Here is a 26,034-nt window from a genome sequence, read left to right on the forward strand (position 1 = left end):
GCCGTGCCGGCGCTACGCGTTCTGATCGTGCAGGGGAAAGCCAAGTTCCTTGAGAAGAACCGCTCCCTCTTCGTCGGTCTTCGCCGACGTCACGATCGTAACGTCCATTCCACGAATCTTGTCGAATGTGTCGTAGTCGATTTCAGTGAAGATCAACTGCTCCTTGAGCCCGATCGTCACGTTGCCTCGACCGTCGAACGACTTTGGGCTAAACCCTTGGAAGTCCCTGATTCTCGGCAGCGCGACCGTGCAAAGCCTGTCCAGGAAGTGCCACATACGGTCTCCGCGCAGCGTGACGCGGCAACCGATCTTCATGCCCTCGCGGATCTTGAAGTTCGAGACCGACTTTTTGGCTAGGCGAACCTGCGCTTTCTGTCCTGTGATCGTCGCCATGTCCCGCATAGCGTTATCGACGGCCTTTTCGTCGGAGCCTGTGCCCATGTTGACGACGATCTTCGTTGGTTTGGGCGTCTCCATTACCGAGCGATACTTAAACTTCTCCTGAAGCTTCGCCATCGCTTTCTCGCGGTAGATCTTCTTCAATCGCGGCGCCGGGAGCTTCATCTGGACTTCGTCTTTCTTCTTTCCGTCGTGCTTTGCCATCAGTCCTTCTCCTGCATGATCGGCCCGTCAACGAGCGTCTTACCGGACTTCTTCGCGTATCGAACGAGTTTGCCGTCCTCTCGCCGCCGACCGATCCTTGTCGGCTCGTCCGTCTCAGGATCGAGGACCATGAGGTTGCTCAGGTTGATCGGCGCCGGCAGGCGCACCCTGGCAGATTTTTCGCCCTGGTACTTTGCCTTGCGGTGCTTCGTGACCGCGTTGAGCGGCAACGGCTGGTCTTCGTTCTCCTCATTCGCTTGGAGCACGATGGCGGTGTTCTTCTCGGCGTTGATCGACCAGATATAGCCCTTTTCGCCAAGGTCCTTTCCCGCGACGATCATCACCTCGTCGCCCTTGCGAATTTTAGGCTTCTGCTTGCCCGCTATTCGCTTCATTTCAGCTTTCGACGGCATGCTAAATCACCTCCGGGGCGAGCGATACGATCTTGATGAACTTGCCGTCGCGCAGCTCGCGTGCGACCGGGCCAAAAATGCGAGTCCCGCTCGGCTCCATCGTCGCCGGGTTGATGATGACGCACGCGTTATCGTCGAATCTCAGAGTAGAACCGTCCCGGCGGCGAATCGGATTCTTAGTCCGCACGATGACTGCTCGAATCACCTCGCCTTTCTTGATCGGCATGTTCGGCGTGGCGGACTTGACAGAGCATACGATCATGTCGCCCACGCCTCCGTAGCGCGGCTGAGAACCCTTCAGGACCGTGATGCACATTACTTCACGCGCGCCTGAATTGTCCGCGACCTTCAATCTCGAAAACTGCTGTATCATCTATCCGTTCCGTCCACCGCTGCTGCCTTACTTGACCTTCTCAATAATCCGAACTATGCGCCACCGTTTATGCTTGCTCAGAGGGCGCGTCTCCATAATCTCAACTTTGTCACCGATGTCGCATCCGAACGTGTCGTGCGCCTTGACTCCGCGAGACTTACGTACGATCTTGCCGTACAGCGGGTGCTGGAACGCTCGTTCCAAAGTGACGATGCAGGTTTTTTCCATGCGGTTCGATTTAACGACGCCTTGTCGCATCTTTCGCCGCCCGCGCTGTGCCTCTTCGCTCACCTGTCTCCTCCGCTCTTCTTTTCCTTGATGATCGTTAAAATCCGCGCGATGTTCTTTCGCCGGACCTTCAGGCTCGCGACATCCGTGATCTGGCGGAATACGAGGTCTCGACGAGCCTTGTAGAGCGACGCGCGCTCCTGTTCAACAATCTCTTCGAGCTCCGGCACGCTCTTTTCTCTCAGTTCAGACGACTTGATTCCTTTCATCTCGATGATTCCGATCAGCAACGCAGGCGCCCGCTGCTAATACCCCTCCTGGCGGACCACAAACTTCGTTTTGATCGGCAGCTTGTGCTGAGCGAGTCGGATCGCCTCTCGCGCAGTCTCAATGTCCACACCGTTCATTTCAAATAGGATTTTGCCGGGCCTCACGACTGCCACCCAGTATTCGACCGAAGCCTTGCCCTTGCCCATCCTCTGCTCGAGGGGCTTCTTGGTAACCGGCTTGTCGGGGAACACTCTGATCCACACCTTCCCTCCGCGCTTGATATGGCGCGTCATCGCGATGCGGGCAGATTCTATTTGTCTGCTTGTGATCCAAGACGGCTGCAGCGCCATTAGACCGTAGTCGCCGAAGTCGACGGTGGTGCCGCCCTTCGACACTCCCCGCATGCGGCCCCGGTGCTGCTTTCTGAACTTCGTTCGCTTAGGCATCAACATTCTTGCTCACCTCGTCTTCTGATTTGGTCTCGGTGACCTCTGGTGCTGCCGCGTCCGTATCCACCGTTGGGCCGGTGGTCAATTCGGCTGGAGACTCACTTGCGACGGCTGACTCCCGGTCACGCGCTGGTCGTTTCCGCGGCAAGTTTTCTGCCTTGATCGCTGCCAGCACCTGCTTCTCCGGCAGCACCTCGCCCCTGTAGACCCACACCTTGATTCCAACCGTACCGTAGACGGTAAAGGCCGTCGCAAATCCGTAGTCGATGTCTGCGCGCAAGGTGTGCAACGGGACTTTTCCAACCATGTCCGACTCGCTCCTGGCGATCTCCGCGCCGTTCAAGCGTCCGGATACCTGGATTTTGATGCCTCGTCCGTTCATCCTGACACAGCGTGTAATCGCCTGGCGCATCGCGCGCCTGTGCGAAATCCTGCGTTCGAGCTGCACGGCGATGTTCTCGGCGACCAGCTGCCCGTCGAGCTCCGGCTGCCGCACCTCTGCGACGTTCACCTGGACCTGTGCAGACGCATTCTCTTTGCGCATATAGTGATTCAAATCGCTTGAGATTTCGTCGATGCCTTTACCGCCTCTGCCGATCACGGCACCGGGACGAGAGGTAAAGATCGTCACTTTTATCTTGGAAGCGGCTCTCTCGATTTCGATCCTTGAGATCAGGCCCTTGCCGATCTTCTTCGCCAAGTACCGACGAATCTTGTAATCCGACAGCAGTGCTTCTCGATACTGCCGCTTGGGGTAGATCCAGTGGCTGTCGTGGCCTCTGATGATCCCGAGCCTAAAGCCGATCGGATGGATTTTCTGACCCATAGTTAACCTACTCCTCGGCTAATCGCCGTCCTCCTTCTCGCTTGCATCGTCGCTCTTCTCGGCATCTTCTGTTTCCTGTTCATCTCCCTCAGCGGCTTCGCCTTCGACAGCCTCACTGCCGTCTTCTGATGTATCCTCCGCCTGGTCCTCGTCTGCCGCTGCCACAGTTTCCTCTACGATCGCCTCGTCCTTCTTCTTTTTCCTGGACTTCGCTTTGTCGAAGCTCGGTCGCGGCTTCGGCCTGGTGCCGTGCGGCTTGACCTTTCTCCCGCCGTCGAACTCCTCCACAACAACCGTGATGTGGCTCGTCTTCTTGAGAATGCGATTGACTCGCCCCATGGCCCGAGGGCGAATTCGCTTGAGCCGCGGACCTTCGTCCACGCTGATCTTCAAAATGCGAAGCGTGTCCGGATTCGCGCCGTGGTTCTCCTGGGCGTTGGCCATCGCGGAGATCAGCACCTTGCGCAAGGCTCGCGCACCTTTGCTGGGATGAAAGCGCAATAGGTCGGCCGCAGCGCGAGCTGATTTTCCTCGCACTTCGCTTGCCACCAGCCGTACCTTCCGGGGCTGAACCCGTACGTACTTTGCTACTGCTCTAACGTCCATCTTCTGTACCGTTGCCGAATCCCATTCCTAGCTTCAAACTACCTCGCGCAAGACCACTGATTGTACCTCTTGGCACCCTGTGGCCAAGGGCCGTCGATTCAGCGAATTCTGGTCCCCCGTTCCGGGATTTTCCCGTCGTGCCCCCGGTAAGTCCGCGTCGGGGCAAACTCGCCGAGCTTATGGCCGACCATGTTTTCAGTCACGTACACTGGAACGTGCTTTCGTCCATCGTGCACAGCCAGCGTGTGACCGATCATCGCTGGCGTGAGAGTCGATCGCCGCGACCACGTCTTGATGAGCTTCTTCTCGTTCTTGGCGTTCAACGCATCGACCTTCTTGGCGAGGTGGTCGTCAACAAAAAAGCCTTTCTTCAAGCTACGGGCCATATTCTCATCAACCTCCGATTACTTCCGAGCATCGTGTCTGCTCCTAACGATAAACCTGTTGCTCCTTCTTTTCCGTCGCGTCTTGGAGCCGCGCGCCTTGTTGCCCCATCGGTCAACCGGTCCCTTCTTCCGACCGACCGGCGACTTAGCCTCGCCGCCGCCGTGGGGATGGTCGCGCGGATTCATCGCGACGCCGCGAACGTGCGGCCTGCGACCAAGGCCTCGGTTCTTGCCGGCCTTGCCGAGCACTTCGTTTTCGTGATCCGAGTTGCCGACTTCGCCGATGGTCGCCATGCACTCCAGATGCACCATACGCATCTCATTGCTCGGCAGCCGCAGTGTGGCGTAGTTTCCCTCTTTCGCCATGAGCTGCGCCCCAAGGCCTGCGGCCCGAACGATCTGTCCGCCGCGACCCAACTGCAACTCGATGTTGTGAACGATCGTTCCAAGCGGAATGTTCCGAAGCGGCATCGCATTGCCGGGGAGAATGTCCACGCCAGGCCCCGACTCAACCGTCGTGCCGACCACCAACCCTGCCGGGGCGATGATGTACCTCTTCTCGCCGTCAGCGTAGTGCAGCAACGCGATTCGGCAACTCCGGTTCGGATCGTATTCAATGGCGGCGACCTTGGCCGTTATGCCGATCTTGTTCCGCTTGAAATCAATGATGCGATACTTGCGCTTTTTCCCACCGCCTCGATGGTGCGAGGTGATGCGCCCGGTATGGTTTCGACCGCCGGTCTTCCTCTGCGATGTCGTCAGCCGCTTTTCAGGGCGCTTGCCCTTGGTGATATCGGCATAGTCCGAGAGGATCATGTGACGCCTACCCGGTGATGTCGGTTTCATTTTGCGAGTCGCCATTGTTAAACTCCGTAGTCCTCTAAGACCTGGCCTGGCGCGAGGGTTACGACGGCCTTCTTGAAGTCAGGCGTCTTGCCTTTCTTGCCGCGTCCTACGCGCCGCATCTTGCCCCGCACGTTCATTGTCCGCACGGACAGAATACTGATCACGTCGTCCTTCTTTCGACCGCTGTTATAGATCGACTCCAGCGCCTGCTTGATTTCGATCTTGTTGGCAGTGCGCGCCACGACGAACGTGTACGTCCTCTGTACCGTGCTTTCGTCGGTCGCCAGCGGATCGCCGTAGCTCAGGCTTACGCTCTTCTCCGTTATGTGCGGCTTAATAATCACGTTGTGCGGATCTTTCACTTAACCCACACCTCCTCGGTCTTTTCTAGAGCCGCCTTGCTCATCAGAATCTTGTGGGCGACCAACAGATCGCGCGTCGAAAATGAGCTGGCCTTGCCATCTTTGCTCGGCGCGGTCCGAACGACCACGTTCTGCAGATTCCGAAAGCTCATGGTGACGATGCTATCGTTTTCAGCAACGACGACGAGAACGCGGCGACAGTTCTTCAGCCCGTGGGCGTTCAACAGTTCGCAGGCAGCCCTTGTCTTGGGCTCGCCGAACGAAATCTTGTCCGCGAGAACGACGTCGCCAGCTTGCAGCCTTGTTGAAAGCGCTGTGATCGTCGCAAGCTTTCGCTCCTTTTTGTTCAGCTTGTGACCGTGGTCTCGGGGTTTGATCGCGAACGCCATGCCACCGCCTGCGTATTGCGGGGCGCGGATCGTGCCTTGCCTGGCGTTGCCGGTCTTCTTTTGGCGATACGGCTTCCGTCCGCCGCCGTGCGCATCGCTCCTGCTCTTGCCAGAGTGGGTTCCCTGCCGCGAGTTCGCCTGTTCGGCCATGACCGCGCGGTGCAGGAGGTTGTTCTCCGGACTCAGCGAGCCAAGCGGTTCGGCGACCTTGTGCTTGCCGACTACTTTGCCCTGATCGTTCTTGATCTCGATTTCCGCCATCTCTACTTGGCCTCCTTCCTGATCGTCACGAGGCTGCCGTTGCTGCCCGGCACACTGCCGCTCACGAGCACCAGATCGCGCTCTGGATCGACCTTGACTATGCGCAGGCTCTTCTGGCTGACCGTCTCGCCGCCCATGCGCCCTGGGCCGCGCTTGCCCTTGAATACGCGCGCCGGCCCTGTTGGGCCGCTGGACATCGGTCTGCGCTTCGCCATATAGCCGTGGGTCATGTGCTGACCTTTGAAGCCGTGGCGCTTGACGACGCCGGCAAAACCGCGTCCCTTGCTTATGCCAATGACTACGACTTCGTCGCCTTCACTGAACACGTCTGCCGTGATCTCTTGGCCGAGCTCAAACCCGGACGAGTCATCGACCCGGAACTCGCGCAGCCAGCGCAAATTCGTGCCGACGCCTGCCTTCTTGAGGTGTCCGAACTTGGGCCACGTCATGTTCTTGCTGCTTTTGGCGGCAAATCCGACTTGGACCGCGCTGTAGCCGTCGGTCTCTTGCGTCTTGATCTGGGTGACGAACACGGGCCCAGCAGCGATTACGGTGACGGGAATCATCTTCCCGTCCTCCGTAAAGACGTGGGTCATTCCGACTTTCGTGCCTAATATTCCTGGGAGCAACCGTTTACCTCCTGCTTCCTGTGCCGGCCATCGCTGAACTTGTTCGCGTTGCCCCGAAACGGTTTCGGGGGCGCTGCTATGACCTGCTCGAAGCTCTTACATACTTTCTCTAGACCGTCTTGATCTCAATGTCGACGCCGCTCGGCAAGTCCAAGCGCATCAGCGCGTCGATCGTCTTGTTCGTGGGCTCTCTTATATCGAGCAGCCTGTTATGCGTCCTAATCTCGAAGTGCTCCATCGACTCCTTGTCGATGGTCGGACCTCGAATGACACAGAACTTCCGAATCCGCGTTGGCAGCGGAATCGGTCCGCACAGCCGGGCGCCCGTGCGCTTGACCGTTTCCACGATCTTAGATACAGAACTGTCTAAGATCCTGTGGTCGTACGCTCGGAGCCTAATCCTGACTGTTGGTGGTTGTGCCATCTGTGCCTTCTAATTCAAGAGGGAGCCCTTGGGGCTCGATCATCGCTCTACTCGTGCACCGCCGTGATCGTTCCAGCTCCGACCGTTCGACCGCCTTCGCGAATAGCGAACTTTGATCCGTGCTCCATTGCGATCGGAGCTATCAGCTCGACGTTCATCTTCGTGTTTTCGCCCGGCATCACCATCTGCACTCCCTCGGGCAGCGACAGCGATCCAGTGACGTCCGTGGTCCTGAAGAAGAACTGGGGCCGGTAGCCCGTCGTGAAAGGCGTGTGACGGCCGCCCTCGGCCTTGGACAGAACGTAGACCTCAGCATCGAACTTCGTGTGAGGGGTAATCGACTTCGGCGCCGCGATAACCATGCCACGCTCGACTTCGTTTCGGTCTACTCCACGAAGAAGCAGTCCTACGTTGTCGCCAGCCTGACAGTCATCGAGCAGCTTGCGGAACATCTCGATACCGGTGCAAACCGTCTTCATCGGCTCGTCGCGCAGGCCGACGATTTCAACTTCCGTGTTGATCTTGAGCGTTCCGCGTTCGACACGGCCGGTAGCGACCGTGCCGCGTCCGGTGATCGTGAACACGTCTTCCACGGCGCACAAGAACGGCTTGTCGGTCTCGCGAACCGGTTCAGGAATGAAAGTGTCGCAGGCGTCCATCAACTCAAGGATCTTCTTGACCTCCTCGTCTTCCATGTCCATGCTGCCGGCCTCCGCCATCCGCATAACCTTGAGGGCGGTTCCTTTGATGATCGGCGTGTCGTCGCCGGGGAACCCGTACTGGGTCAGAAGCTCACGGATCTCCATCTCGACGAGCTCGATCAGCTCGTCGTCGTCTACTTGGTCAGTCTTGTTGATGTAGACCACGATGTGCGGTACACCGACCTGGCGCGCCAGCAAGATGTGCTCGCGAGTTTGCGGCATCGGCCCATCGGCGGCTGACACGACCAAGATAGCACCGTCCATCTGAGCCGCGCCTGTGATCATGTTCTTGATGAAATCGGCGTGCCCAGGGCAGTCGACGTGCGCGTAGTGGCGCTTCTCGGTCTCGTACTCCTGGTGCGAGATATTGATCGTAATGCCGCGCGCCTTTTCCTCGGGAGCGTTATCAATCTCATCGTACTTAGCAGCCGTAGCAAGACCCTTCTCTGCGAGCACTGCGGTGATCGCAACGGTCAAGGTTGTCTTGCCGTGGTCCACGTGACCAATCGTGCCAATGTTGACGTGTGGTTTCGTTCGAATGAACTTCTCTCGTGCCATGACTTCGTGTTTTCCTCAGTTATGCGCTTCCCTGCGCCTTCTCCATGATCTCTGTCGCAATACTCTTCGGTACTTCCTCGTAATGGGACGGCGTCACGTTCGGCGTCGCCCTGCCTTGCGTTATCGAACGCAGGGCCGTGACATAGCCGAACATCTCCGACAGCGGGACGTGCGCGTTCACGATGCTGACGCTGCCCAGGCCCGCCTCCATTCCCTCAATGCGTCCTCGCCTGCTGTTCAGATCGCCGACCACGTCTCCTACGAAGTTCTCCGGTGTCGTGATCTCAACATGCATGATAGGCTCCTTCAGCACCGGCTTGGCTTTCTTCATCGCCTCGCGAAACGCCAGGACGCCCGCCTGCTTGAACGCATTCTCGTTTGAGTCTACTTCGTGATAGGAGCCATCCACAACCGTAACCTTCAAGTCCACGACTGGATACCCAGCGATTACTCCAGAAAGCAGCCCCTCTCGGATGCCCTTTTCAACCGCAGGAACGTACTCCTTGGGGATAGAGCCGCCCACGGTCTTGTTCACGAATTCGAACCCCTTGCCTACTGGAAGCGGTGCGATGTCTATTACGCAGTGGCCATACTGGCCTGATCCGCCAGTCTGCCGGACGAACCTGCCCTCGGCTCGCGCCTCCTTGGTGACCGTCTCGCGATACGCCACTTGGGGCTTGCCCTGGTTGGCCTGCACCGAGAACTCTCGGTTGAGCCGGTCGACGATGATCTCGAGGTGCAGTTCGCCCATGCCGCTGATGATCGTCTGGCCGCTGTCTTGATCCGTGGTCACCCGGAAGGTCGGATCCTCTTCAGCAAGCCGCTGCAATGCGGTACCCAGCTTCTCTTGGTCTGCACGGCTCTTCGGCTCAATGGCGATCTGGATCACCGGCTCGGGGAATCGAATGCTCTCCAGGACGATCGGATGGCCTACGTCGCATACCGTGTAGCCGGTCTTGACGTCGTTCAGGCCGATGACGCCGACGATCTCGCCGGCGTACACTTCGTTCAGGTCTTCGCGGTCGTTGGCGTGCATCTCCAATATCCGACCGACCCGCTCCTTGCGAGTTCTCAAGTCGTTCGTGTACGGATCCCGGTACGTGACGGATACGTGCGTGCCTTTCTTCAGCGTGCCCGAGTACACCCTGACGAAGATCAGCCGCCCGACGTACTTGTCCGTCATGACCTTGAACGCGAGCCCGCTGAACGACTCCTCGTCGTCAGCCTTTCGCGTTATCTCTTCTTCGCTGCCAGGGTGAACGCCCCTGATCGCCGGCATGTCGAGCGGCGAAGGCAGGTAGTCGATCACGGCGTCGCATACGGCCTGAATGCCTTTGTTCTTGAACGCTGATCCGCACAGGGCGGGAACAAGCTTGTTCGCGATCGTCCCCCTCCGCAGCGCGTCTCGAATGTCCGCTTCGGAGATCTCTTCCCCACCAAGGAATCGCTCCATGATCGACTCGTCGAACTCCGAGATGGCGTACATCATCTTTTCGCGATACTCGGCGGCCTTCGCCTTCAGATCTTCCGGGCAGTCCTCCGTGTGGAACGACTTTCCGGTCATGTCCTCTGGGTCGTACAGCGACGCCTTCATCGTCACGAGATCGACAAAGCCCCGGTATGTCGACTCTACGCCGACAGGAATCTGCAATGGCGCTATGTTCGCCCCCAACCGCTCCTTGACCTTGTCGAGCACGTCGAAGAAGTCCGCGCCGAGACGATCCATCTTGTTCACGAAAACGATCCGGGGCACCTTGTACCTGTTCGCCTGTCTCCAAACGGTCTCAGACTGTGGCTGGACGCCGCCGACCGCGCAGAACACGGCGACCGCACCGTCCAGAACGCGCAGCGACCGCTCGACCTCGACCGTGAAATCGACGTGCCCCGGCGTATCGATGATATTGATCTTGTGCTCTTTCTTGTCGTTGTTCGACCCGGACCAGAAAGCCGACGTAGCTGCAGCAGTGATCGTGATTCCGCGCTCCTGCTCCTGCTCCATCCAGTCCATGGTGGCCGCGCCGTCATGAACCTCTCCCATCTTGTGCGTCTTACCGGTGTAGTAGAGGATCCGCTCGGTCGTGGTCGTCTTGCCGGCATCGATGTGAGCTGCGATGCCGATGTTGCGTACCAATTCAATCGGGTGCGATCTAGCCATGAGTACTATCTCTAAAACCGATAGTGGCTGAACGCCTTGTTCGCTTCGGCCATGCGATGGGTGTCTTCCTTCTTCTTCACCGCGCCGCCTGTCCCGTTGTACGCGTCCTTGAGCTCCTCCGTGAGCTTCTCTATCATCGTTCTGCCCGACCTTTTCCTCGTGTTCTGAACCAGCCAGCGCAGCGCAAGCGTCCGCCTGCGCAGCGGTCGGACGTCCATCGGAACCTGGTAAGTCTGGCCGCCAACGCGCCGCGGACGAACCTCGACTGTCGGCAGGATGTTCTGCACGGCTTGATCGAACACTTCAAGCGGCTCTTTCTCAAGCTGCTCAGCTGCACTCTTGAGCGATGTGTAAACGATTTTCTCCGCCATGATCTTCTTGCCGTCGAGCATCAGGCGATTGATGAACCGCTGGAGCATCTCCGAGCCGTAAATCGGATCGGGGGTTATTTTCCTCGGCGGGATCGGACCTTTTCTCGGCATGTCAGTTCGTGGCTATCGCGAAGCCCCCTTCTTCGGTTTCTTCACGCCGTACTTGCTGCGGCTGTTCGATCGCACGGCAACCCCAGACGTTTGCTGCGTGCCCCGGACGACGTGGTAGCGCACGCCGGGCAAGTCTTTGACGCGGCCTCCTCGCACCAGCACGACTGAGTGCTCTTGCAAATTGTGGCCAACTCCTGGAATGTACGCGGTGATTTCGATCCCGTTCGTAAGGCGAACGCGAGCAACCTTTCTCATGGCCGAGTTCGGCTTCTTCGGCGTCGCCGTTCTAACGATCGTGCAGACGCCGCGACGAAACGGATTGCGCTTCAGAGCCGGTGACTTTGATTTCACCGTCTGAATCTTTCGGCCTTTTCTAACAAGCTGATTTACAGTTGGCATTCGTTCCGCAGGTCGCGCGCTCTTGGCGATTTCGACGGCCTCTCAACAAGAAACCCCTGTGTCATTCACACAGGGGGCTCGCAGACTGGTCGTTCGAGCGTACTGTTGTATCACCTCGTCATCACCGAAAGCGTGCCTCCTTTGAGGGTCGAGACCCTCAGCGACGCACACCAAGTGCGCCAACTGGATATTATGGTGCCAGCACAGGCCTATTGTCAAGGACTAGCAGAACGTCCCGGTGAACCGGGCCTGGGTTCAAACGATTGGCAACTCGCCGGGGATCGGCAGCTTGTCGAACGACGCCGGCCGTACGCGCGTCCGGTCGCCAGTTTTTCGGGGAGTCAAGTTTGATCGAGACTTTGGCGTATTCTGGTTCATCATGCTAGCGATCGTTCTCAACACCGTGCTGACGACCACTGCCGCCAGGGTTATGCACTACGACATCAGCGTTTTCCTAAAACCTGAACAGCAACAAATGACGGTGGACTCAGTCGTACTCGTCCCGTCGGGCACGCTTTCATCGCCAGAGATGCCGATCAGCCTTGGCGAACAGATGGGAGTCCCCGAATTGCTCCTCAACGGCGAACCAGTCGAACCGACCAGAACTGAAGAGGCTGAGGGAGTCATGGGAAACAAAGTAGTCCGGTACATCAAGGTCGACCCCAAAGTTGACAATAGAATCACAGCCCGTTACACGACGGTCAAAGCCACGGGATTCGTTTATATGATCGCCAAGGGCGGCAGCTTTGCCAGCGGTTCAAATACTGACTGGTACCCATCGACCGGCGGCCGTGTCGTCTCGTCGACTATTACGGTAAGCGTTCCTAAGGGCGAGGTTGTCAAGGCGACGGGCAGATTGGTCAAGACGGAAGAGACTGACAGCCGAACGGTATACACGTTCGACAGCCCGGCTGCGGCGACGCTGTCGTTCGTCGCCGGACCTTACAAAGTGTACAGGGACGACTCGGGCAAACTGCCGGTCGCGCTCTATCTCTTCAAAGAGCGCCCCTTTACCGAGAAGGCTGTTCAAATGCTTCGTGACGTTGCCGACGAACTTGAAGAGTGGTTCGGGCCGTACCCATTCAGCGAAATGGCCATTGTTGAGGTTGATCCCATCGCAGACACAGTCGCAGGATTCGGTGGCGCCGCTCTAGAGGGGTTCCTCCTGGCCGTTCCTAATTTTATCGATGGCGATGGCGCCGGGCCGAATCTCGCGTTCATCGGACACGAACTCGGGCATTCTTGGTGGGGACACCAGGTTAAACAAGCCGGAGAGACGGGCAAGTACATGGTCACCGAGGCGATGGCGCAGTTTGGATCGCTCAAGGCGGTCGAAGCTATCGATGGGCCGGCTTTGGCAGTGAGATACAGGAAGACCGGATACCCCGGCTACATCCCTGAGCAAAGCGGTCGCGGAGCGCTCCAAACGATGAGAGGCGGTTACGACCCGCCGCTGGCCAGGTTGACCGGGAGGCAAGCCCACGGGTTTTCAGACGGCAAGGGCTTCCAGATTTACCACCAGCTCGAACAAGTCATCGGGACCGAAAAGCTAAAGAACGCCTTTCATCAACTGCAGAAGGAGTACGCCTGGCAACGCATCAATTCCGAGAAGATGTTCGAACTGATCGGCGAGTCCGCGGGCGTCGATCTCGCGTGGTTCTATGACCAGTGGTTCGAACGACCGGGAGCGCCGAGATGGGATGTCGGATGGCATCAAGAAGGCAACACACTCGTCGTTGACATCGACCAGCAGGGAGAGCAGCCGTACCGCTTTGTCACAGAATTAGAAGCCGTGTTCACCGACGGCACGAAGAAGAGGTGGCCGGTCGATATGCGCCAGGATCACCTGGCCCTGAAATTCCCAGTCGCCAAGAAGGTCGAAAGCGTGTGGTTCGACCCCGACTGGGACGTGTTCCACTGGGATCCGGACCTGGTCGATCTTCGGGACGACGGTGTGAAAGAGGCGTCACTAACCGGCACATAGGCCACGCCCAGACTCAAGTACAATCTGCGCTGAATGGACGACGGCAGGCCGATACGTGAAGTGAAGCTGGAGAAGCTCGCAAAGCTGCGCGAGCTTGGGGCCGATCCGTTCTCCGTCGAGCGGTTCGACGTCGACTGTTCGGCGAACGAGCTGATCAGTCAATTCGAAGAGGGCAAAGCGGTCAGCTTCGCGGGACGGATCGTCTCGATGCGCATGATGGGCAAGGCGGCGTTCGCTCATCTCTCGGATGGCGACGGGCAGATTCAGGGCTACTTCAAGAAGGACGACCTGGGCGAAAACGCGTGGGCGGTGTTCAAACTGCTCGACGTCGGCGACCACCTCGGCGTGACCGGCGAGCTGTTCGTCACGCGCACCGGCGAAAAGTCGATCCACGTCCGCACGCTCACCCCGCTGAGCAAGTCGCTACAGAGCTTGCCTCTCGGCAAGGAGAAGGACGGCCAGCACTGGTACGGCCTGCAAGACGTGCAGGAGCGGTACCGGCACCGGCACCTCGACCTCGTGTGCAATCCGGAGGCGCGAAAGATGCTGCTCGACCGTTCGCGCATCGTCTCCGCCGTCCGCAACTTCTTCGACGGCCGGGGCTACCTCGAAGTCGAAACGCCGATGCTGCAGATAGAGGCAGGCGGCGCTGCCGCGAGGACGTTTTCGACGCACTACAACGCTTACGACCTGGACGTTAAGCTCCGCATCTCGCTGGAGCTGTATCTCAAGCGGATCATCTGCGGCGACGTGCCGAAGGTGTACGAAATCGGTCGCGTTTTCAGAAACGAGGGCGTCAGCAGCCGCCACAGCCCCGAGTTCACGATGCTGGAGTTTTACGAGGCGTACGCGAATCTTGAGGACGTGATGGCGCTCGTTGAGGAGATGTTTCGCTTTGTTGGAAACGAAGCTTTCGGATCGACGACCGTGCAGGGCATAGACTTCAGCAAGCCGTGGAAGCGCGTTGACTTGCTCGAGGAGATCGAGCGGTACTCCGGACTGACCGCCGAGGATTTGAGCAACATCGAATCCGCTAAGAGTGCTTTCAAGACAAAGGGAGTCACATACCCCGACACCGACCGGCGCATCGCGGTCGAGGACGAGTACCACCTCGGCGGACTGATCGAAAAGCTGCTCGAAGTGTTCGTCGAGCCGAACCTTCAAGAGCCGACCTTCGTGATCGGCTACCCGATCGAGACCTCCCCTCTAGCAAAGAAAGACCCGAACAGGCCGGGCTTTACAAGACGGTTCGAGGGGTTCATCCGCGGCCGCGAGATCTGCAACGCGTTCAGCGAGATCAACGATCCGATCGACCAGCGCGAGCGGTTTGAGCAACAGGTCGGAGAGAGAGACCGCGGCGACGAAGAAGCGCATCCGATGGATGAGGATTTCATCTACGCGCTCGAAGGCGGCATGCCACCGACCGGTGGGTGCGGGATCGGAATAGACCGTCTGGCGATGCTTCTCACCGGAGCCGACAGCCTGCGCGAAGTGCTTCTGTTCCCGACGATGAAGCCTCGGTCAAACGAAAGCGACTGAGCGCATCAGCCCTTCGCCTTGACCGTGTCCGGAATCTCGATCTTCTGGCCAACCTCGACTTTCAGCTTCTTGAACAGTCCGGCACGAACCTCTAAGGCGTACTTCGCGTACTTGCCGCTGCCGTAGTCCGTGACGGTATCGAGCGGTTTCATCGTATAGATCTTGACGATGACGCCGTCCTCATCCAGGTATGCGATGTCAAGCGCGATCAACGTGTTCATCATCCAAAAGCTCAACGGGTATTCGCGCCGAAAGACGAAGATCATCCCTTGCTTCTCGCTGACGTCCTGCAACTCCAGGAACATCATCCCCTCTTGCCGCTTCAGCTCGGTGTCCATGACCCAAATCTTTAGTTTGTGCTCGAGCTTCGGCCCTAGCTTGATCTCCTCTTTTTGGAGGTCCTTGAGCTGGTGCGTGCGGCGCACGTTGAACCGGGGCTCCTGGTCTTGATCTTTATCCTGGCTTTGACTGATTTGGTTCGCAGTGAGGACTGGAGTTGCGTCGACTGGCGAAATCCGCATGGCCAGAATCAAAATTACGGTGAGCATCGTAGACTTTCCTCGTTGTTCCTCACATTAGACGCCTATGCGCCGGATTCGGTATCAGCACTCGGGCTGAACGTTTCAGATCTTCGCTCAAATTCGGCGATCTTGTCCGCGTGCTGCATCGTTGAGCCTACCAGGTCGAGCCCAGATATCAGCTGCTGCTTCAGTCCGGCGGCAATTTCAAACTGCAACACGTGCGAACCTAGCTGAACGTTCTGCTCCGCTAGGTTCACCGTCACCTCAGTGCCTGAGCCTGCGTTCACGAGTAGTGCGTGCTGGTCAGCAGGAAGCTCGACCAAGAGCAAGCCGCAGTTCGCAGAGTTTTGCCGAAAGATGTCGCTGAAGCCGGGCGTATCGTCGCTCGACCTAGATATGACAACGCAGTACCCCGCCTGTTGGATCGCCCACACGGCGTGCTCGCGCGAGGATCCACAACCAAAGTTCGATCCGACGACCAGCACGGTACCGCCCTCTGCATCGGGTTTGCCCAGCGGATAGTCCGGGCCGCGCACGTCATGGAACAGCAGCTCGCCGTACCCTGTCCGCGTTAGGCGAGACAGAAATCTCGCCGGAATGATTCGATCGGTATCGACGTTGTCTCCGGGGTAAACCGCAATTCGACCAGTGTGGGTGCGAAATCCTGGCATCTGGAGTTATTGTGGCATGGGAGAAAAAAGCCCCCTGCTTGGAGTACAGGGGGAGAAGGATTGTCGCTTATTGAGCTACTCGTACGCATGCGACCACTTGGGCCACTTGCACGCGCCGTTGGAGAAACAAACCGCTAGTTCAGCTCGGCTTCCATTCTTGGCGAAGCGGGCGCTACTTCGACAAACACGGATGGTGGAGCGAGCAAGAAAATGTGCTCGCCGATCTCCTCCCACGTGCCGTCTGTCGTGTAGTTCACGCCGCACATAAAGTCCTTGACTTTGTCCCGCACATCGGGCGGCGCCATCGTGAGATTGAGTATCTGCTGCTCGCCTCGTTTCAGACCGTCGGCCGCTGCGACCGCGTCCTGGAAAGACACGACCTGCCGCCTGACTGTAATGTGAGTGGAGCGCTCTCGGATGAGAGAGGGGTAGCCCTTGGCGGGCAGTTGGTTGACTTCTTCGTCCAGTTCGTCGTCGTGACGATGGATGTGCCCGAAAACTCGCTCGAAGAAGCCCGGCTTCTCGACCATTTCTTCCATGATGTTTTTGTCTCCGTCCGTGGATACAATTGCGCGCTTCGACCCGAATCGTTTGGTCTTGCCCAAACTTAAATAGTCGGAGTTCGTCGCACGCAAGGACATTATGCACTTTGCCGAGGGCTTCCGTCAAGCTGCACCGTCGTGGCAGCGCTTCAAATGTCGGGCAGTGAGACGTTGAAATTGGATTCATTTCTTGCTAAATTAATCCTGCATCCTCTATAACATGATCAATAGCGGCAATTCGCAGGATCGTCCGCCATAATCGGTGCGATGCTCACCCCCTCCCGTGAGGAGTACGTTGAACTCGCACGCGGAGGCGGGCCGATCCCGATCTATGTCGACGTTCTCGCCGATATGGAAACCCCGCTCAGCACCTACTGGAAACTGGCGCAGGGCGAGACCCACAGCTTCTTGCTAGAGAGCGTCACCGGTGGCGAAAGCCTTGCGCGCTACAGCATCATCGGGGTTCGCCCGCGACTGGTCATTCGGTGCAAAGGCCAAGCCGTGCGAAGATTCGAGCGCGGACGAATTACATCGATCACGCTCGAAGACGGCGACGACCCCTTGCGGATCATCCAGGCCGAGATAAGGCCGATTCGGAGCGAGCTGTTGCACGATCTGCCGAAGTTCTGCGGCGGAGCCGTAGGGATGATCGGCTATGACTACGCTCGGCGCATCGAAGATTTGCCCGACAGTACCGAAGACGACTTGGACGTTGACGACGTCGCGATGATGATCGCCGACGGCATGGTCGTGTTCGACCACGCGAAAAACCACGTTCGGATCGTCGTGCTCGCCGACGGAACGCCGGACGGCTACGACGTCGCGAAGGCAGAGATCGAGCGACTGCAGCTGCTCATGCAAGGCCCTCTCCCGGAGCTGCCATCGCTGCTCGGAGAGCCGCAAGAGGTGACCTGCAACATCACACGCCCGGAGTTTGAGTCGAACGTCAGCCGCATCATCGAATACGTGAATCAGGGGGACTGCATTCAAGCCGTGCCGTCTTTGCGTTTCGAAACTCGGCTCGACGCGCACGGGCTGACCGTCTACCGGGCGTTGCGGTCGCTCAACCCTTCGCCATACACGTTCTACCTTCGATTCGAAGACATGGACATCGTCGGCGCCTCGCCCGAGATTCTCGTCGGCCTCGACGGGAACCAGGCCAGAGTCCGACCGATCGCTGGCACGAGGCCTAGGGGAGCCACCGTCGGCGAGGACAAGCGCCTAGGAGAAGACCTGCTCTCAGACGAAAAGGAGCGGGCTGAACACATCATGCTCGTCGATCTTGGAAGAAACGACTTGGGCAAAGTGTGCGAGTACGGCTCGGTCGAAGTACAAGACCTGATGACGATCGAGCGGTACAGCCACGTCATGCACATCGTCAGCAGCGTCGTCGGCGAACTCAAGCCGGATGTCGATTCTGTCGAGCTTATTCGTGCGTGCTTCCCTGCTGGGACTGTCAGCGGCGCGCCGAAAGTACGGGCGATGCAGATCATCGATGAGCTTGAATCGACTCGTCGTGGGCTGTACGCCGGAGCGGTCGGCTACATGAGCGCGTCCGGCGACATCGATCTCGCGATCGCGATCCGCACGATACTGATCAAAGGCGGTCGGGCGTACGTCCAGGCAGGCGCCGGGATCGTGGCCGATTCAGTGCCTGCAAACGAGTACGACGAGTGCGTGAACAAGGCGCGAGCCTGCCTGAAGGCGATTGAGATCGCCCAGCGTGGCCTCAAGGCAGGCTTCGACCGATAGCTCGCTGCTACTTGTCGTCATCGTCTAGCTTCTGTTCGCCTTCCGTGCCTCGTCGCCGCTTGATCTGGCCGTACGTTTGGCCTGATTCGGTCTTGTAGGAGCGCGAGTCGGCTTCCAAGACCTGCTTGGCACGCAGTTTCGCCTCGCGCTCGGCCTCTAACATCAGCCCAGCCTTCTCGCCCTGGCGCTTCATCGTGGCTCTATTCCAAAGCCAGAGGATAGGCGAGGCGTTGAAGATCGAAGAGTAAGTACCAACGGCGATTCCAGCCGCCATCGTGAGACACATGAACTTCAGCTCGGGCGTCGATGTGCCCCAGATGACGAGCACCATGAGTGGCACGAACGCGGTTACGGACGTATTGATCGAGCGGGCGACAGACTGGGTGATCGACTTGTTGATGAGGTGCTCGAACGACTGGCCCTTGTGAGGCCGCCTGAGGTTCTCTCGGATGCGGTCAAAGATGACGATGCTGTCGTGCACCGAGAATCCGATCACGGTCAGCATCGCCGTAATGAACAGCGAGCTGATCTCCCAACCGACCAAGTACCCCACGATTCCCGCAAAGCCGAGGACGAACATGATGTCGTGCGCCAACGCTGCAACCGCGGACAGACCGAATTTCAGACCGTTCTTCAGCCCGCCAAGTGCAAAGCCGAAGCGGATCGCCAGGTACAGCACGATGAGAGCCGAAGCGACGATCACGGCCAGTATCGCATTCGTGACCGTCTCTTTCTGAATGGTCGGTCCGACCTTTCGGAAGCTGGCGCCCTCCGTCGGCAGACCGATCGCTGCCGCGAGGGCATCACTCATTGCGTTATCGCTCGCAATCTCAGCGCTCGCGGCGATTACCGAGGTGTCGTCGTCAGATGTCTCACCGTCCGAGTCTTCGTCGATCAGTTGCAGGCTTGATGTTTCTTCCGTGGTTTCCGTCTCAGAGTCGTCGTCGATCAGTTGCGGGCTTGATGTTTCTTCTGTGGTTTCCGTCTCAGAGTCGTCGTCAGTAGCCTCGCCGTCCGATGAGTCCGACGTGGCTTCCGACCCAGAATCGTCGTCGGCTGGCTGCGGACCTGCTGTTTCTTCCGCGATTCCCGTCCCAGAGTCGTCGTCGGCTGGCTGCGGGCTTGATGTTTCTTCTGTGGTTTCCGTCTCAGAGTCGTCGACGGCAGCCTCACCGTCCGACGTATCCGACGCGGTATCCGCGCCAGAGTCGTCGCCTGGTTCATCACTCGAGTCATCGGGAGTAGCGGCACTGCCTGTGCCCGCGCTCGCAGGCGCTCCACCGGCAGGAATAGTTACGTAGACAAGCTCGAATTCCTCTCCGGTGTCAGGGTCTATGCCCGACCCCCTCTTGACGTTAAAGTTCTTATAACCGGCTGTTGCAAGTCGCGACTCAATTTCTGACTTGCTGAGGTTGTCTACGTTCCTGAATATGCCCTCCCCTCCGCCTGCGAATTCGACGTTCGGCTTGATGCCGCCCATGATCACGAACAGCGCGCCGATCCCGATCAGAACCCCAGACAGAATAAACCAGGTCTTGCGGCGTCCAAGGATTTCGAGCGGCTTCTTGTCCGCGCCTTCTTCCAACCGCTCACCAAACCAGTTCCTCTTGAACGCGAAGAACTTCGGGTCATTGAACAGTCCGATCTTGAGCGACCCGATGAGCAGAGACCGCGTCACAGTGAACGCGGTGAAGAACGAAATCGCAACGCCGACCATCAGGGTCGTCGCAAAACCGATCACGGGTCCCGTTCCAAATATGAACAGGACGATACAGGTCAGGATCGTACAAGCGTTAGAGTCGACGATCGCCGTCAGCGCACGCTTGAACCCAAGCTCGACCGCGGACATCAGCTCCCGACCGCCGCGCAGCTCCTCCTTGATGCGCTCGAACACCAGAACGTTTGCGTCGACGGCCATGCCCACGCTGAGGATCAGAGCCGCGATCGACGCCAGCGAAAACGTCGCGTGCAGCATCTTGAGCGCAGTGATCGTGAAGAGCGCGTACAGGATCATCGCGATCATCGCAATGAAGCCTGGCGCAGAGTAGTAGATGATGAGGAACAGACAGATCCCAGCAAAGCTGATCCCGCCTGCGACTACGATCTTGTCGAGCGCCTTCAAGCCGATGCTCGGGTCGACTTTCTCCTCCGCCAGCGGCGACAGCAGCACGTCCAAAGCGCCGTCGTTCAACAGCTGGCACAGCGCTTTGACGGCCTTCGGATCGAAATCCCCGTCGATGAACGCTTGATCCGTTAGGATGGTATTCTCCCGGATCGGTGCGATGCTGTAGACGACACTGTCGATTACAAACGCAAGATTCTCTCCGCGATTGCGGTACTTCCTGGTCCAAGCCTCCATCTTCTTCGCGCCCGCGCTTGAGAACCGGAACTCGGGAACTGTCCCGCCGTTGCCCCTCACGAGCGGAGCGGCGCTCTTGAGGTCTTGCCCTTGAATGATCACCTCCCACCCTTCGATCATCTTCTCGTACTCGGGGTCCTCAGGGCCGAACGGATCGCCTCCCGAAGACCGCATGAACATCTCAACAGGTGCGCCTTCTACCGTGATTGTGTCGGATCGCTCGTACCGGCGCCTCTGAGTCCTTGTGGATACGTTCTTCGCCCAGTACCCGTACAGTCGCCCCGTCGAGCCCAACAGTTTGCGAGCCTCATCGACGTCAGTGAAACCCGGCAGCTCGACGGTGATCTGGTTGACGCCCTTCCGCCGGACAGAAGACTCGACAACGCCGAGTCCAGAAGCCGCTCGGCGTTCCAGCACCCGGATAGCCGACTTGACGTCTTGCTCGATCGTGCGACCTGCTTCCTTGCTGTCCTCAGTCTGCTCGACCTTGTAGATCAGCCGGATTCCACCCTTAACGTCCAGGCCGTACGAAAATGGGGTCTCCTTGAACCCCCAAATAGAGAGGCCTGTAAGGACGATCACGATCGTCAGGAAAATGTTGTTGCGCGACTTCAAATGCATAGCCTCCGAAGAGCCTGGAACGCCAACCGCAGATTATACCGAAGCCTCAAACGAGCCGACAGGGTCAGTCGGAACCCGGTAGGTGTCTTCTGCCGGCTTGACGTGGCGAGCAAACCACAGAGGCCGCCGCAGCCCTCCTGGCCCTGGTGCGGGGCGGGTCATGCTCAGCCACCGCCGGTACACCTCCATGCTCTTGTTGGTGTCGACGAACACGTCTCCGTACCGGTCATCGGCATCAGCTTTCTTGATCGTGACCTTCTGGTGCCAGCAGTGCTGGCCGCTGACCGGGTCGGGTTGGACCGGGAACGTGAGGTTCTGGTGAACGCCGCCTTCCGTCCACCAGATGCGCTTGGTGTCCGGGTCGGCGCTCTCGTAAGCGCCGATGTCCTCGAGCCGCCGGAACCGGAACACGCCAGGGCGGATCTCGTCTCGCGATACCTTGACGCTCGCCCACTTGTCCGCGCCGATTTTGTCCGACAAGCGCCAGCGACCGAGGTGGTGCGAGCAGGCGATGATGCCCGGCCGGATCGACTCCGTCACCCAGACCTTGTTGATGAAGTACCCGATTTCGGTGGTCACGCGGATGAGGTCGCCCGTCTCGAAGCCGTACTTTTCAGCGAGCGACGTGTGCATCCAAACGGGGTTCGTGTTCGACAGTTCGTAAAGCCACTTGGCGTTCGCGCTCCGCGTGTGGATCAACGTTGGCAGCCGGAAAGTCGGGATCAGCACGACCTCGTTCTTCTCTGGGTCGAGCTTGCTCTGGTGGATGTGGCTGTGGATGTACCCCGGCAAGTCGTGTTCCGGCCATCCCCACTCTGCCGTCGTCTCGCTGTAAAGCTCCAGTTTTTTCGACGGCGTGGCGAAGCCCTTTATCTGCCCGCCTGACTCTTGCTCGTTGAACGTCCCGTACGATTCATCTTCGACCAAGAAGCTCCCGAACTTCCTCATGTACTCCAGCGGGGTCAGCCCGTGCTCTTTCGCTTTTTCCGGCAGGCCGGGCACAGAGTTCTCGAATATCCATCCGTAGTACTCGTCGATCGTGATCTTCTCACCTGGGCGGTACGGGGATTCGAAGTGCTTGCGGATTCCGAGCGATCCGTCCGGGTCGATGCGCCACGAAAGCTCGCACCAAAACTCGTCCTCTTCCCACACTTCGCCTGGGTTCGCCTCATACGTGAACTCGACCTTCTTACCCGCCCTCTCCATCGCGACGCGCATGACCGGTTGTCGGAACGATATCCACTTTGCGGCGTGCGTCTCCTGGCTCATCAAATCGTGACGCTCGGCGGCGTTGCCCATCGGCAGAACGTAATCCGCATATTGCGCTGTTTCGTTCCACGTCGGCGTGAGGGCGGCGTGTAGCTCGACCTTCGATTCGTCCAGAAGCATCCTCTCCCACATCATGCCGTCGGGGTTGGTCCAAACCGGATTGTAAACGCGTGTGAAGTACGCGGCCAGCTTGCCTTTGCCTTCCTCCAGAAAGTGCGGAAGGAGATACGAAAGCTCGTGGAACGCCAGCGGATATTCGAGCGGATAGAGCAGCTCGTTCCAGTGCTTTTGTGCGGGCGGTTTCGTGTGGCGCGCCGGAACGAACTTGTTGTCGGCGCTCAGGTTCGTCCCGCCTTTCGTGCCGACCGCTCCCATCAGCGTGACGAGGAAGTGCAGGCATCGGGACACTTGCCAGCCGCCTAGATTCCCGGCGGCGGTGTTGCGCCAAACGTGCGTTGACAGAGCAGTTCCCGCTTTGCCGATCTCCCTCGCGACATCTCGGATCATCTGCGCATCGACTCCGCACTCTTCCGCTGCGGCTTCCGGCGTGAAGGACTCATATCGTCGTTTCAAGTCCTCTATGAACGCAGCGAAGTTGTCCGGCGCAGTGTTCGGGCACTTCGCTCTTAAGTAATCGCTCCAGTTCACCCACCTCTTGACGAACTCGCGGTCGAACAACTCTTCTTGCAGAACGATGTTCACGATCGCCAGGATTAGGAACGCCTCGGTGCCGGGCACCGGCGCAAACCAGTAGTCGGCCTTCGACGCCGTGTTCGAATGCCTGACGTCGATGACGCACAGCTTCGCGCCCTCTTTCTTGCCTTTGATAATCCGCTGCGCGTGCGGGTTGAAGTAGTGCCCGGTCTCGAGGTGCGACGACAGCATCAGCATGAACTTCGCGTTCTCGTGATCCGGCGATGGGCGGTCTGAGCCGCTCCAAATCGCGTAACCGAACCGCGCTCCCGATGAGCAGACGTTCGTGTGACTGTTGTACGCGTCGAGCCCCCATGCCTGGAGGACGCGCTGCATAGAGCCGTCTTCGCCTGGGCGCCCGACGTGGTACATCACTTCGTTGTGCCGGTTATCCAGGATCGCGTCGCGAATCTTCTTGGCAAAAGTGTCCAAAACCTCATCCCAAGTTGTTCTTTCAAAGTTGCCTTCTCCGCGTTTGCCGACCCGCTTGAGCGGATACAGTATCCGGCCCGGATCGGTCACCTGCGTCAGCGTTGCCGGCCCCTTCGCGCAGTTCTTCCCTCTCGACCCTGCATGGTGCGGGTTGCCGTCGAACCTCCTGATCTCCATCGTCTCCTTGTCCACGAACGCCATGAGCCCGCATGCGGCCTCGCAGTTGAAGCACGTCGTCGGGATCAGCATGTACCGCTTCTCTACTTTGCGCGGCCAAGCGTCGGCGTCGAACTCCACCCAGTCGTCCCAGTCCTCGACGGGTGGAAAGGACTCCAGCGGCGTGACGTTCATCTTGTCCAACATGGCTATGAAAGGGGCGGCAACTGGCCGGCGCGGATGTACGCGTGTTCGTAAAGGTACAGCCCGACGACCGCTGCCGCGATCGCTAGGGGGGGGAAGATAAAGAGGAGCGCTGGTGCAAGAACGACGCTAACGATCAGACCGTCACGAAACGCGAAAAACGGCCCGGCCCTGACGACCGACAAGAACGCAGCGGCCTGGTTTGCGTTGTCCGTTTCATGCTTCCGCCTCCATTCATAGAGCGCGATTGCACCGTGAACGATCGCAGAGGCGATGAAGACAACTTTGAGCAGCGCGCTCGATGGGCTCAAGACGAGGAGCATGCCCGATCCGCACAGTGCCGCAAGCGCTAGCAGGTGCGGCAAGAGAGATTTGCTCTCCCACAGATCGCGACCCTTGCACTGCGCAAAGAGCATCGCCGTGTAGCCCGCAACGGCGAGCGCAATGACGGCAGAAGCGATTCGCAAGCCGTCTGCAAAACCGTCTGCACCGAAGTACCGCATGACTATCGACCCAGCGACCGTCGCAGTGAAGAGACCGAGAACGACAGAACCCTTGACCAGCCAGCTGTTCCAGTTCGGCTGAGTGAACATCCTCAAGAACTTTGCTGGCTTGGCGAGGTCTTCAACGAGCAATGCCATGGTGACCATCGTGAAGAAGAGCGCGACGACCTCAGGAAGATAATCTCTTGCAAATCCTGAGAGCCCAAGCGCGCCTGCAAACGGTGCGAACAGCGCAGCGCCCGCCGCGAGGCTCTTGGTCACGAGGTACGCCGCCACCTGCCAGCCCCACTCGATCTTGCTCTCGGTGCCGTAGGTGACGTGCGCGTCCTCCGCGGCAAATCCGGCAGGCTCCTTCTCCGGCTTTCTGTCGGGACGCTCGGACCACAAGAAAGTGCTCCCTCGGCTCGCCCTCCCTGGCCTGAGGGCTTCCTCGGCCGCGCCGTAGTAGCGCACGTTTGGCCCTGTTCCCTGCTCTTCACCCCTGACAGTCGTGACCTTTCCGTTCATGAACTTCGAGACAGGCGACTCGGGGTCGTCGAAATCGCCTGAGATGATCGCGCCGACCGGGCACACGGTAACGCAGGCTGGCTCCATCCCTTTCTCAACTCGATGCGCGCAGAAGTGGCACTTCTCGATCGCCTTGATGTCCTCGTTCATGTAGATCGCGTCGTAGGGACAAGCCTGCATGCACGCTCGGCAGCCGATGCATACGTCGCGATCTACGTCAACGATCCCGTCCTCGCGCTTGAAGAGCGCGTTGACCGGGCAGATCGTGATGCACGGGGCGTCTGTGCAGTGGTTGCAGCGCTGGATGAGAAAGTTCCGCTTGACATTCGGGAACTTGCCGACGTCGACGTACTTGACCATCGTGCGAAAGTCGCCGACAGGCACGCCGTTCTCAGCCTTGCACGCGACCGTACACGCGTGACATCCGATGCACGCTTCCTGATCCATGACGAAGCCGAGCTGCACGGGCGGATTATATACTTTCGCGGTCTTATTTCGTGGAGGGACTGCGGGCTACTCTTTCGCCCAGAACATCTCGCCCGCGTCCTCGCTGATTACGGCCTGCTTTAGCACTTCCAGAGCCTTGCGAAGACCCTCCATCGGCGACATCAGGCCATCCTCGTGCTCGATGCTCAGCACGTGGTCGTAGCCGACCGTGCGGAGCGTGCTGACGAACTCCTTCCACCAGTCGACGCCGTGCCCGTATCCGCACGAGCGGAACACCCACGATCGCTCGGCGATCCGGCTGTAGGACTTTGCGTCGAGGTTCCCGTTCAGGGCGGAGTTGCGCGGGTCGGTGCGGGCGTCCTTCGCGTGGACGTGCGAGATCGCGCCCTCTTCTCCGAGCTGCCGCACGGCCTGGATCGGGTCGGCGCCCTGCCACCAGAGGTGCGAGGGGTCGAAGTTCGCGCAGATCCGGTC

General features: G+C 58.9%; 28 protein-coding genes. 3 read left to right on the plus strand and 25 right to left on the minus strand.

The window, feature by feature from the left end:
* Positions 1-12 precede the first annotated feature (12 nt).
* The 18 genes from rplE to IH944_14155 all read right to left on the minus strand — a co-directional run bounded on the left by rplE (position 13) and on the right by IH944_14155 (position 11,360).
* A complete protein-coding gene (gene rplE, locus IH944_14070; protein ID MCH7905677.1) occupies positions 13-564 on the minus strand; it encodes a 50S ribosomal protein L5 in 552 nt (183 codons plus the stop codon).
* 38 nt (positions 565-602) lie between these two features.
* Positions 603-998 carry a 50S ribosomal protein L24 gene (rplX, locus tag IH944_14075; protein MCH7905678.1) on the minus strand — a complete coding sequence of 132 codons (396 nt, stop codon included), beginning with the start codon at positions 996-998 and terminating at the stop codon, positions 603-605.
* 19 nt (positions 999-1,017) lie between these two features.
* Positions 1,018-1,389, minus strand: a complete 372-nt coding sequence (rplN, locus tag IH944_14080; protein MCH7905679.1) for a 50S ribosomal protein L14 — start codon at positions 1,387-1,389, stop codon at positions 1,018-1,020.
* Between the two features lie 27 nt (positions 1,390-1,416).
* Positions 1,417-1,647: a 30S ribosomal protein S17 gene (gene rpsQ, locus IH944_14085; GenBank protein MCH7905680.1), complete on the minus strand. Its 231-nt coding sequence runs from the start codon at positions 1,645-1,647 to the stop codon at positions 1,417-1,419.
* A gap of 29 nt (positions 1,648-1,676) precedes the next feature.
* Positions 1,677-1,886, minus strand: a complete 210-nt coding sequence (rpmC, locus tag IH944_14090; protein ID MCH7905681.1) for a 50S ribosomal protein L29 — start codon at positions 1,884-1,886, stop codon at positions 1,677-1,679.
* Positions 1,887-1,922: 36 nt separating this feature from the next.
* Complete coding sequence (gene rplP / locus IH944_14095) at positions 1,923-2,339, minus strand: 50S ribosomal protein L16 (GenBank protein ID MCH7905682.1); 417 nt, start codon at positions 2,337-2,339, stop codon at positions 1,923-1,925.
* The gene (gene rpsC, locus IH944_14100) at positions 2,326-3,162 is read right to left on the minus strand and encodes a 30S ribosomal protein S3 (GenBank protein MCH7905683.1); all 837 of its coding nucleotides are present in this window, start codon (positions 3,160-3,162) and stop codon (positions 2,326-2,328) included. Before rpsC ends, rplP begins: the two co-directional genes overlap by 14 nt.
* An 18-nt stretch (positions 3,163-3,180) precedes the next feature.
* Entirely contained in the window at positions 3,181-3,768 is a 588-nt protein-coding gene (gene rplV / locus IH944_14105; protein MCH7905684.1) for a 50S ribosomal protein L22, read from the minus strand.
* A gap of 98 nt (positions 3,769-3,866) precedes the next feature.
* Complete coding sequence (gene rpsS, locus IH944_14110; GenBank protein ID MCH7905685.1) at positions 3,867-4,154, minus strand: 30S ribosomal protein S19; 288 nt, start codon at positions 4,152-4,154, stop codon at positions 3,867-3,869.
* A gap of 18 nt (positions 4,155-4,172) precedes the next feature.
* Positions 4,173-5,015 carry a 50S ribosomal protein L2 gene (rplB, locus tag IH944_14115; GenBank protein MCH7905686.1) on the minus strand — a complete coding sequence of 281 codons (843 nt, stop codon included), beginning with the start codon at positions 5,013-5,015 and terminating at the stop codon, positions 4,173-4,175.
* 2 nt (positions 5,016-5,017) lie between these two features.
* Positions 5,018-5,362: a 50S ribosomal protein L23 gene (gene rplW, locus IH944_14120; protein ID MCH7905687.1), complete on the minus strand. Its 345-nt coding sequence runs from the start codon at positions 5,360-5,362 to the stop codon at positions 5,018-5,020.
* On the minus strand, positions 5,359-6,012 hold the full coding sequence (rplD, locus tag IH944_14125; protein MCH7905688.1) for a 50S ribosomal protein L4: 654 nt from the start codon (positions 6,010-6,012) through the stop codon (positions 5,359-5,361). The genes rplW and rplD overlap by 4 nt, the downstream gene beginning before the upstream one ends.
* A gap of 2 nt (positions 6,013-6,014) precedes the next feature.
* Positions 6,015-6,641, minus strand: a complete 627-nt coding sequence (rplC, locus tag IH944_14130) for a 50S ribosomal protein L3 (protein MCH7905689.1) — start codon at positions 6,639-6,641, stop codon at positions 6,015-6,017.
* Positions 6,642-6,750: 109 nt separating this feature from the next.
* Complete coding sequence (gene rpsJ / locus IH944_14135) at positions 6,751-7,065, minus strand: 30S ribosomal protein S10 (GenBank protein MCH7905690.1); 315 nt, start codon at positions 7,063-7,065, stop codon at positions 6,751-6,753.
* A 47-nt stretch (positions 7,066-7,112) separates the two neighbouring features.
* A complete protein-coding gene (gene tuf, locus IH944_14140) occupies positions 7,113-8,324 on the minus strand; it encodes an elongation factor Tu (GenBank protein MCH7905691.1) in 1,212 nt (403 codons plus the stop codon).
* 19 nt (positions 8,325-8,343) lie between these two features.
* Positions 8,344-10,479 carry an elongation factor G gene (gene fusA / locus IH944_14145; GenBank protein ID MCH7905692.1) on the minus strand — a complete coding sequence of 712 codons (2,136 nt, stop codon included), beginning with the start codon at positions 10,477-10,479 and terminating at the stop codon, positions 8,344-8,346.
* Between the two features lie 11 nt (positions 10,480-10,490).
* Complete coding sequence (rpsG, locus tag IH944_14150) at positions 10,491-10,961, minus strand: 30S ribosomal protein S7 (protein MCH7905693.1); 471 nt, start codon at positions 10,959-10,961, stop codon at positions 10,491-10,493.
* A gap of 12 nt (positions 10,962-10,973) precedes the next feature.
* On the minus strand, positions 10,974-11,360 hold the full coding sequence (locus IH944_14155) for a 30S ribosomal protein S12 (GenBank protein ID MCH7905694.1): 387 nt from the start codon (positions 11,358-11,360) through the stop codon (positions 10,974-10,976).
* Positions 11,361-11,598: 238 nt separating this feature from the next.
* Here IH944_14155 and IH944_14160 point away from each other — a divergent pair, with 238 nt between their 5' ends.
* Positions 11,599-13,344, plus strand: a complete 1,746-nt coding sequence (locus tag IH944_14160; protein MCH7905695.1) for a hypothetical protein — start codon at positions 11,599-11,601, stop codon at positions 13,342-13,344.
* Between the two features lie 33 nt (positions 13,345-13,377).
* Positions 13,378-14,883: a lysine--tRNA ligase gene (gene lysS, locus IH944_14165; GenBank protein ID MCH7905696.1), complete on the plus strand. Its 1,506-nt coding sequence runs from the start codon at positions 13,378-13,380 to the stop codon at positions 14,881-14,883.
* A gap of 5 nt (positions 14,884-14,888) precedes the next feature.
* Here lysS and IH944_14170 read toward each other — a convergent pair whose 3' ends face one another.
* From IH944_14170 to IH944_14180, 3 genes are all read right to left on the minus strand, one after another.
* On the minus strand, positions 14,889-15,431 hold the full coding sequence (locus tag IH944_14170) for a DUF192 domain-containing protein (protein MCH7905697.1): 543 nt from the start codon (positions 15,429-15,431) through the stop codon (positions 14,889-14,891).
* Positions 15,432-15,466: 35 nt separating this feature from the next.
* On the minus strand, positions 15,467-16,075 hold the full coding sequence (gene leuD, locus IH944_14175; protein MCH7905698.1) for a 3-isopropylmalate dehydratase small subunit: 609 nt from the start codon (positions 16,073-16,075) through the stop codon (positions 15,467-15,469).
* Positions 16,076-16,209: 134 nt separating this feature from the next.
* Positions 16,210-16,605, minus strand: a complete 396-nt coding sequence (locus IH944_14180) for a cell division protein SepF (GenBank protein ID MCH7905699.1) — start codon at positions 16,603-16,605, stop codon at positions 16,210-16,212.
* A 279-nt stretch (positions 16,606-16,884) separates the two neighbouring features.
* Here IH944_14180 and trpE point away from each other — a divergent pair, with 279 nt between their 5' ends.
* Positions 16,885-18,369: an anthranilate synthase component I gene (trpE, locus tag IH944_14185; GenBank protein MCH7905700.1), complete on the plus strand. Its 1,485-nt coding sequence runs from the start codon at positions 16,885-16,887 to the stop codon at positions 18,367-18,369.
* A gap of 7 nt (positions 18,370-18,376) precedes the next feature.
* Here the strand turns inward: trpE and secD are convergent, their stop codons facing one another.
* From secD to IH944_14205, 4 genes are all read right to left on the minus strand, one after another.
* Positions 18,377-21,343, minus strand: coding sequence for a protein translocase subunit SecD (gene secD, locus IH944_14190; GenBank protein MCH7905701.1), 2,967 nt, complete (start codon positions 21,341-21,343; stop codon positions 18,377-18,379).
* Positions 21,344-21,382: 39 nt separating this feature from the next.
* Positions 21,383-24,106 carry a molybdopterin-dependent oxidoreductase gene (locus IH944_14195; GenBank protein MCH7905702.1) on the minus strand — a complete coding sequence of 908 codons (2,724 nt, stop codon included), beginning with the start codon at positions 24,104-24,106 and terminating at the stop codon, positions 21,383-21,385.
* 2 nt (positions 24,107-24,108) lie between these two features.
* On the minus strand, positions 24,109-25,578 hold the full coding sequence (locus IH944_14200) for a 4Fe-4S dicluster domain-containing protein (protein ID MCH7905703.1): 1,470 nt from the start codon (positions 25,576-25,578) through the stop codon (positions 24,109-24,111).
* A gap of 48 nt (positions 25,579-25,626) precedes the next feature.
* Positions 25,627-26,034 (minus strand): TIM barrel protein (locus IH944_14205; protein MCH7905704.1); only part of this gene is annotated, 408 nt, incomplete at its 5' end.

The sequence above is a fragment of the Armatimonadota bacterium genome, assembly GCA_022563855.1.
GTDB lineage: Bacteria > Armatimonadota > Fimbriimonadia > Fimbriimonadales > Fimbriimonadaceae > JADFMN01.

Coding starts and splice junctions, on each gene's coding strand:
- rplX (MCH7905678.1), bottom strand. CDS start 998: ATGAAGCGAATAGCGGGCAAGCAGAAGCCTAAAATTCGCAAGGGCGAC.
- rplN (MCH7905679.1), bottom strand. CDS start 1,389: ATGATACAGCAGTTTTCGAGATTGAAGGTCGCGGACAATTCAGGCGCG.
- rplD (MCH7905688.1), bottom strand. CDS start 6,012: ATGGCGGAAATCGAGATCAAGAACGATCAGGGCAAAGTAGTCGGCAAG.
- fusA (MCH7905692.1), bottom strand. CDS start 10,479: ATGGCTAGATCGCACCCGATTGAATTGGTACGCAACATCGGCATCGCA.
- rpsJ (MCH7905690.1), bottom strand. CDS start 7,065: ATGGCACAACCACCAACAGTCAGGATTAGGCTCCGAGCGTACGACCAC.
- IH944_14195 (MCH7905702.1), bottom strand. CDS start 24,106: ATGTTGGACAAGATGAACGTCACGCCGCTGGAGTCCTTTCCACCCGTC.
- rplB (MCH7905686.1), bottom strand. CDS start 5,015: ATGGCGACTCGCAAAATGAAACCGACATCACCGGGTAGGCGTCACATG.
- rplV (MCH7905684.1), bottom strand. CDS start 3,768: ATGGACGTTAGAGCAGTAGCAAAGTACGTACGGGTTCAGCCCCGGAAG.
- rpsQ (MCH7905680.1), bottom strand. CDS start 1,647: ATGCGACAAGGCGTCGTTAAATCGAACCGCATGGAAAAAACCTGCATC.
- rplP (MCH7905682.1), bottom strand. CDS start 2,339: ATGTTGATGCCTAAGCGAACGAAGTTCAGAAAGCAGCACCGGGGCCGC.
- rpsS (MCH7905685.1), bottom strand. CDS start 4,154: ATGGCCCGTAGCTTGAAGAAAGGCTTTTTTGTTGACGACCACCTCGCC.
- trpE (MCH7905700.1), top strand. CDS start 16,885: ATGCTCACCCCCTCCCGTGAGGAGTACGTTGAACTCGCACGCGGAGGC.
- leuD (MCH7905698.1), bottom strand. CDS start 16,075: ATGCCAGGATTTCGCACCCACACTGGTCGAATTGCGGTTTACCCCGGA.
- IH944_14170 (MCH7905697.1), bottom strand. CDS start 15,431: ATGCTCACCGTAATTTTGATTCTGGCCATGCGGATTTCGCCAGTCGAC.
- lysS (MCH7905696.1), top strand. CDS start 13,378: ATGGACGACGGCAGGCCGATACGTGAAGTGAAGCTGGAGAAGCTCGCA.
- tuf (MCH7905691.1), bottom strand. CDS start 8,324: ATGGCACGAGAGAAGTTCATTCGAACGAAACCACACGTCAACATTGGC.
- IH944_14180 (MCH7905699.1), bottom strand. CDS start 16,605: ATGGTCGAGAAGCCGGGCTTCTTCGAGCGAGTTTTCGGGCACATCCAT.
- rplE (MCH7905677.1), bottom strand. CDS start 564: ATGAAGCTCCCGGCGCCGCGATTGAAGAAGATCTACCGCGAGAAAGCG.
- rpsC (MCH7905683.1), bottom strand. CDS start 3,162: ATGGGTCAGAAAATCCATCCGATCGGCTTTAGGCTCGGGATCATCAGA.
- rpsG (MCH7905693.1), bottom strand. CDS start 10,961: ATGCCGAGAAAAGGTCCGATCCCGCCGAGGAAAATAACCCCCGATCCG.
- IH944_14155 (MCH7905694.1), bottom strand. CDS start 11,360: ATGCCAACTGTAAATCAGCTTGTTAGAAAAGGCCGAAAGATTCAGACG.
- rpmC (MCH7905681.1), bottom strand. CDS start 1,886: ATGAAAGGAATCAAGTCGTCTGAACTGAGAGAAAAGAGCGTGCCGGAG.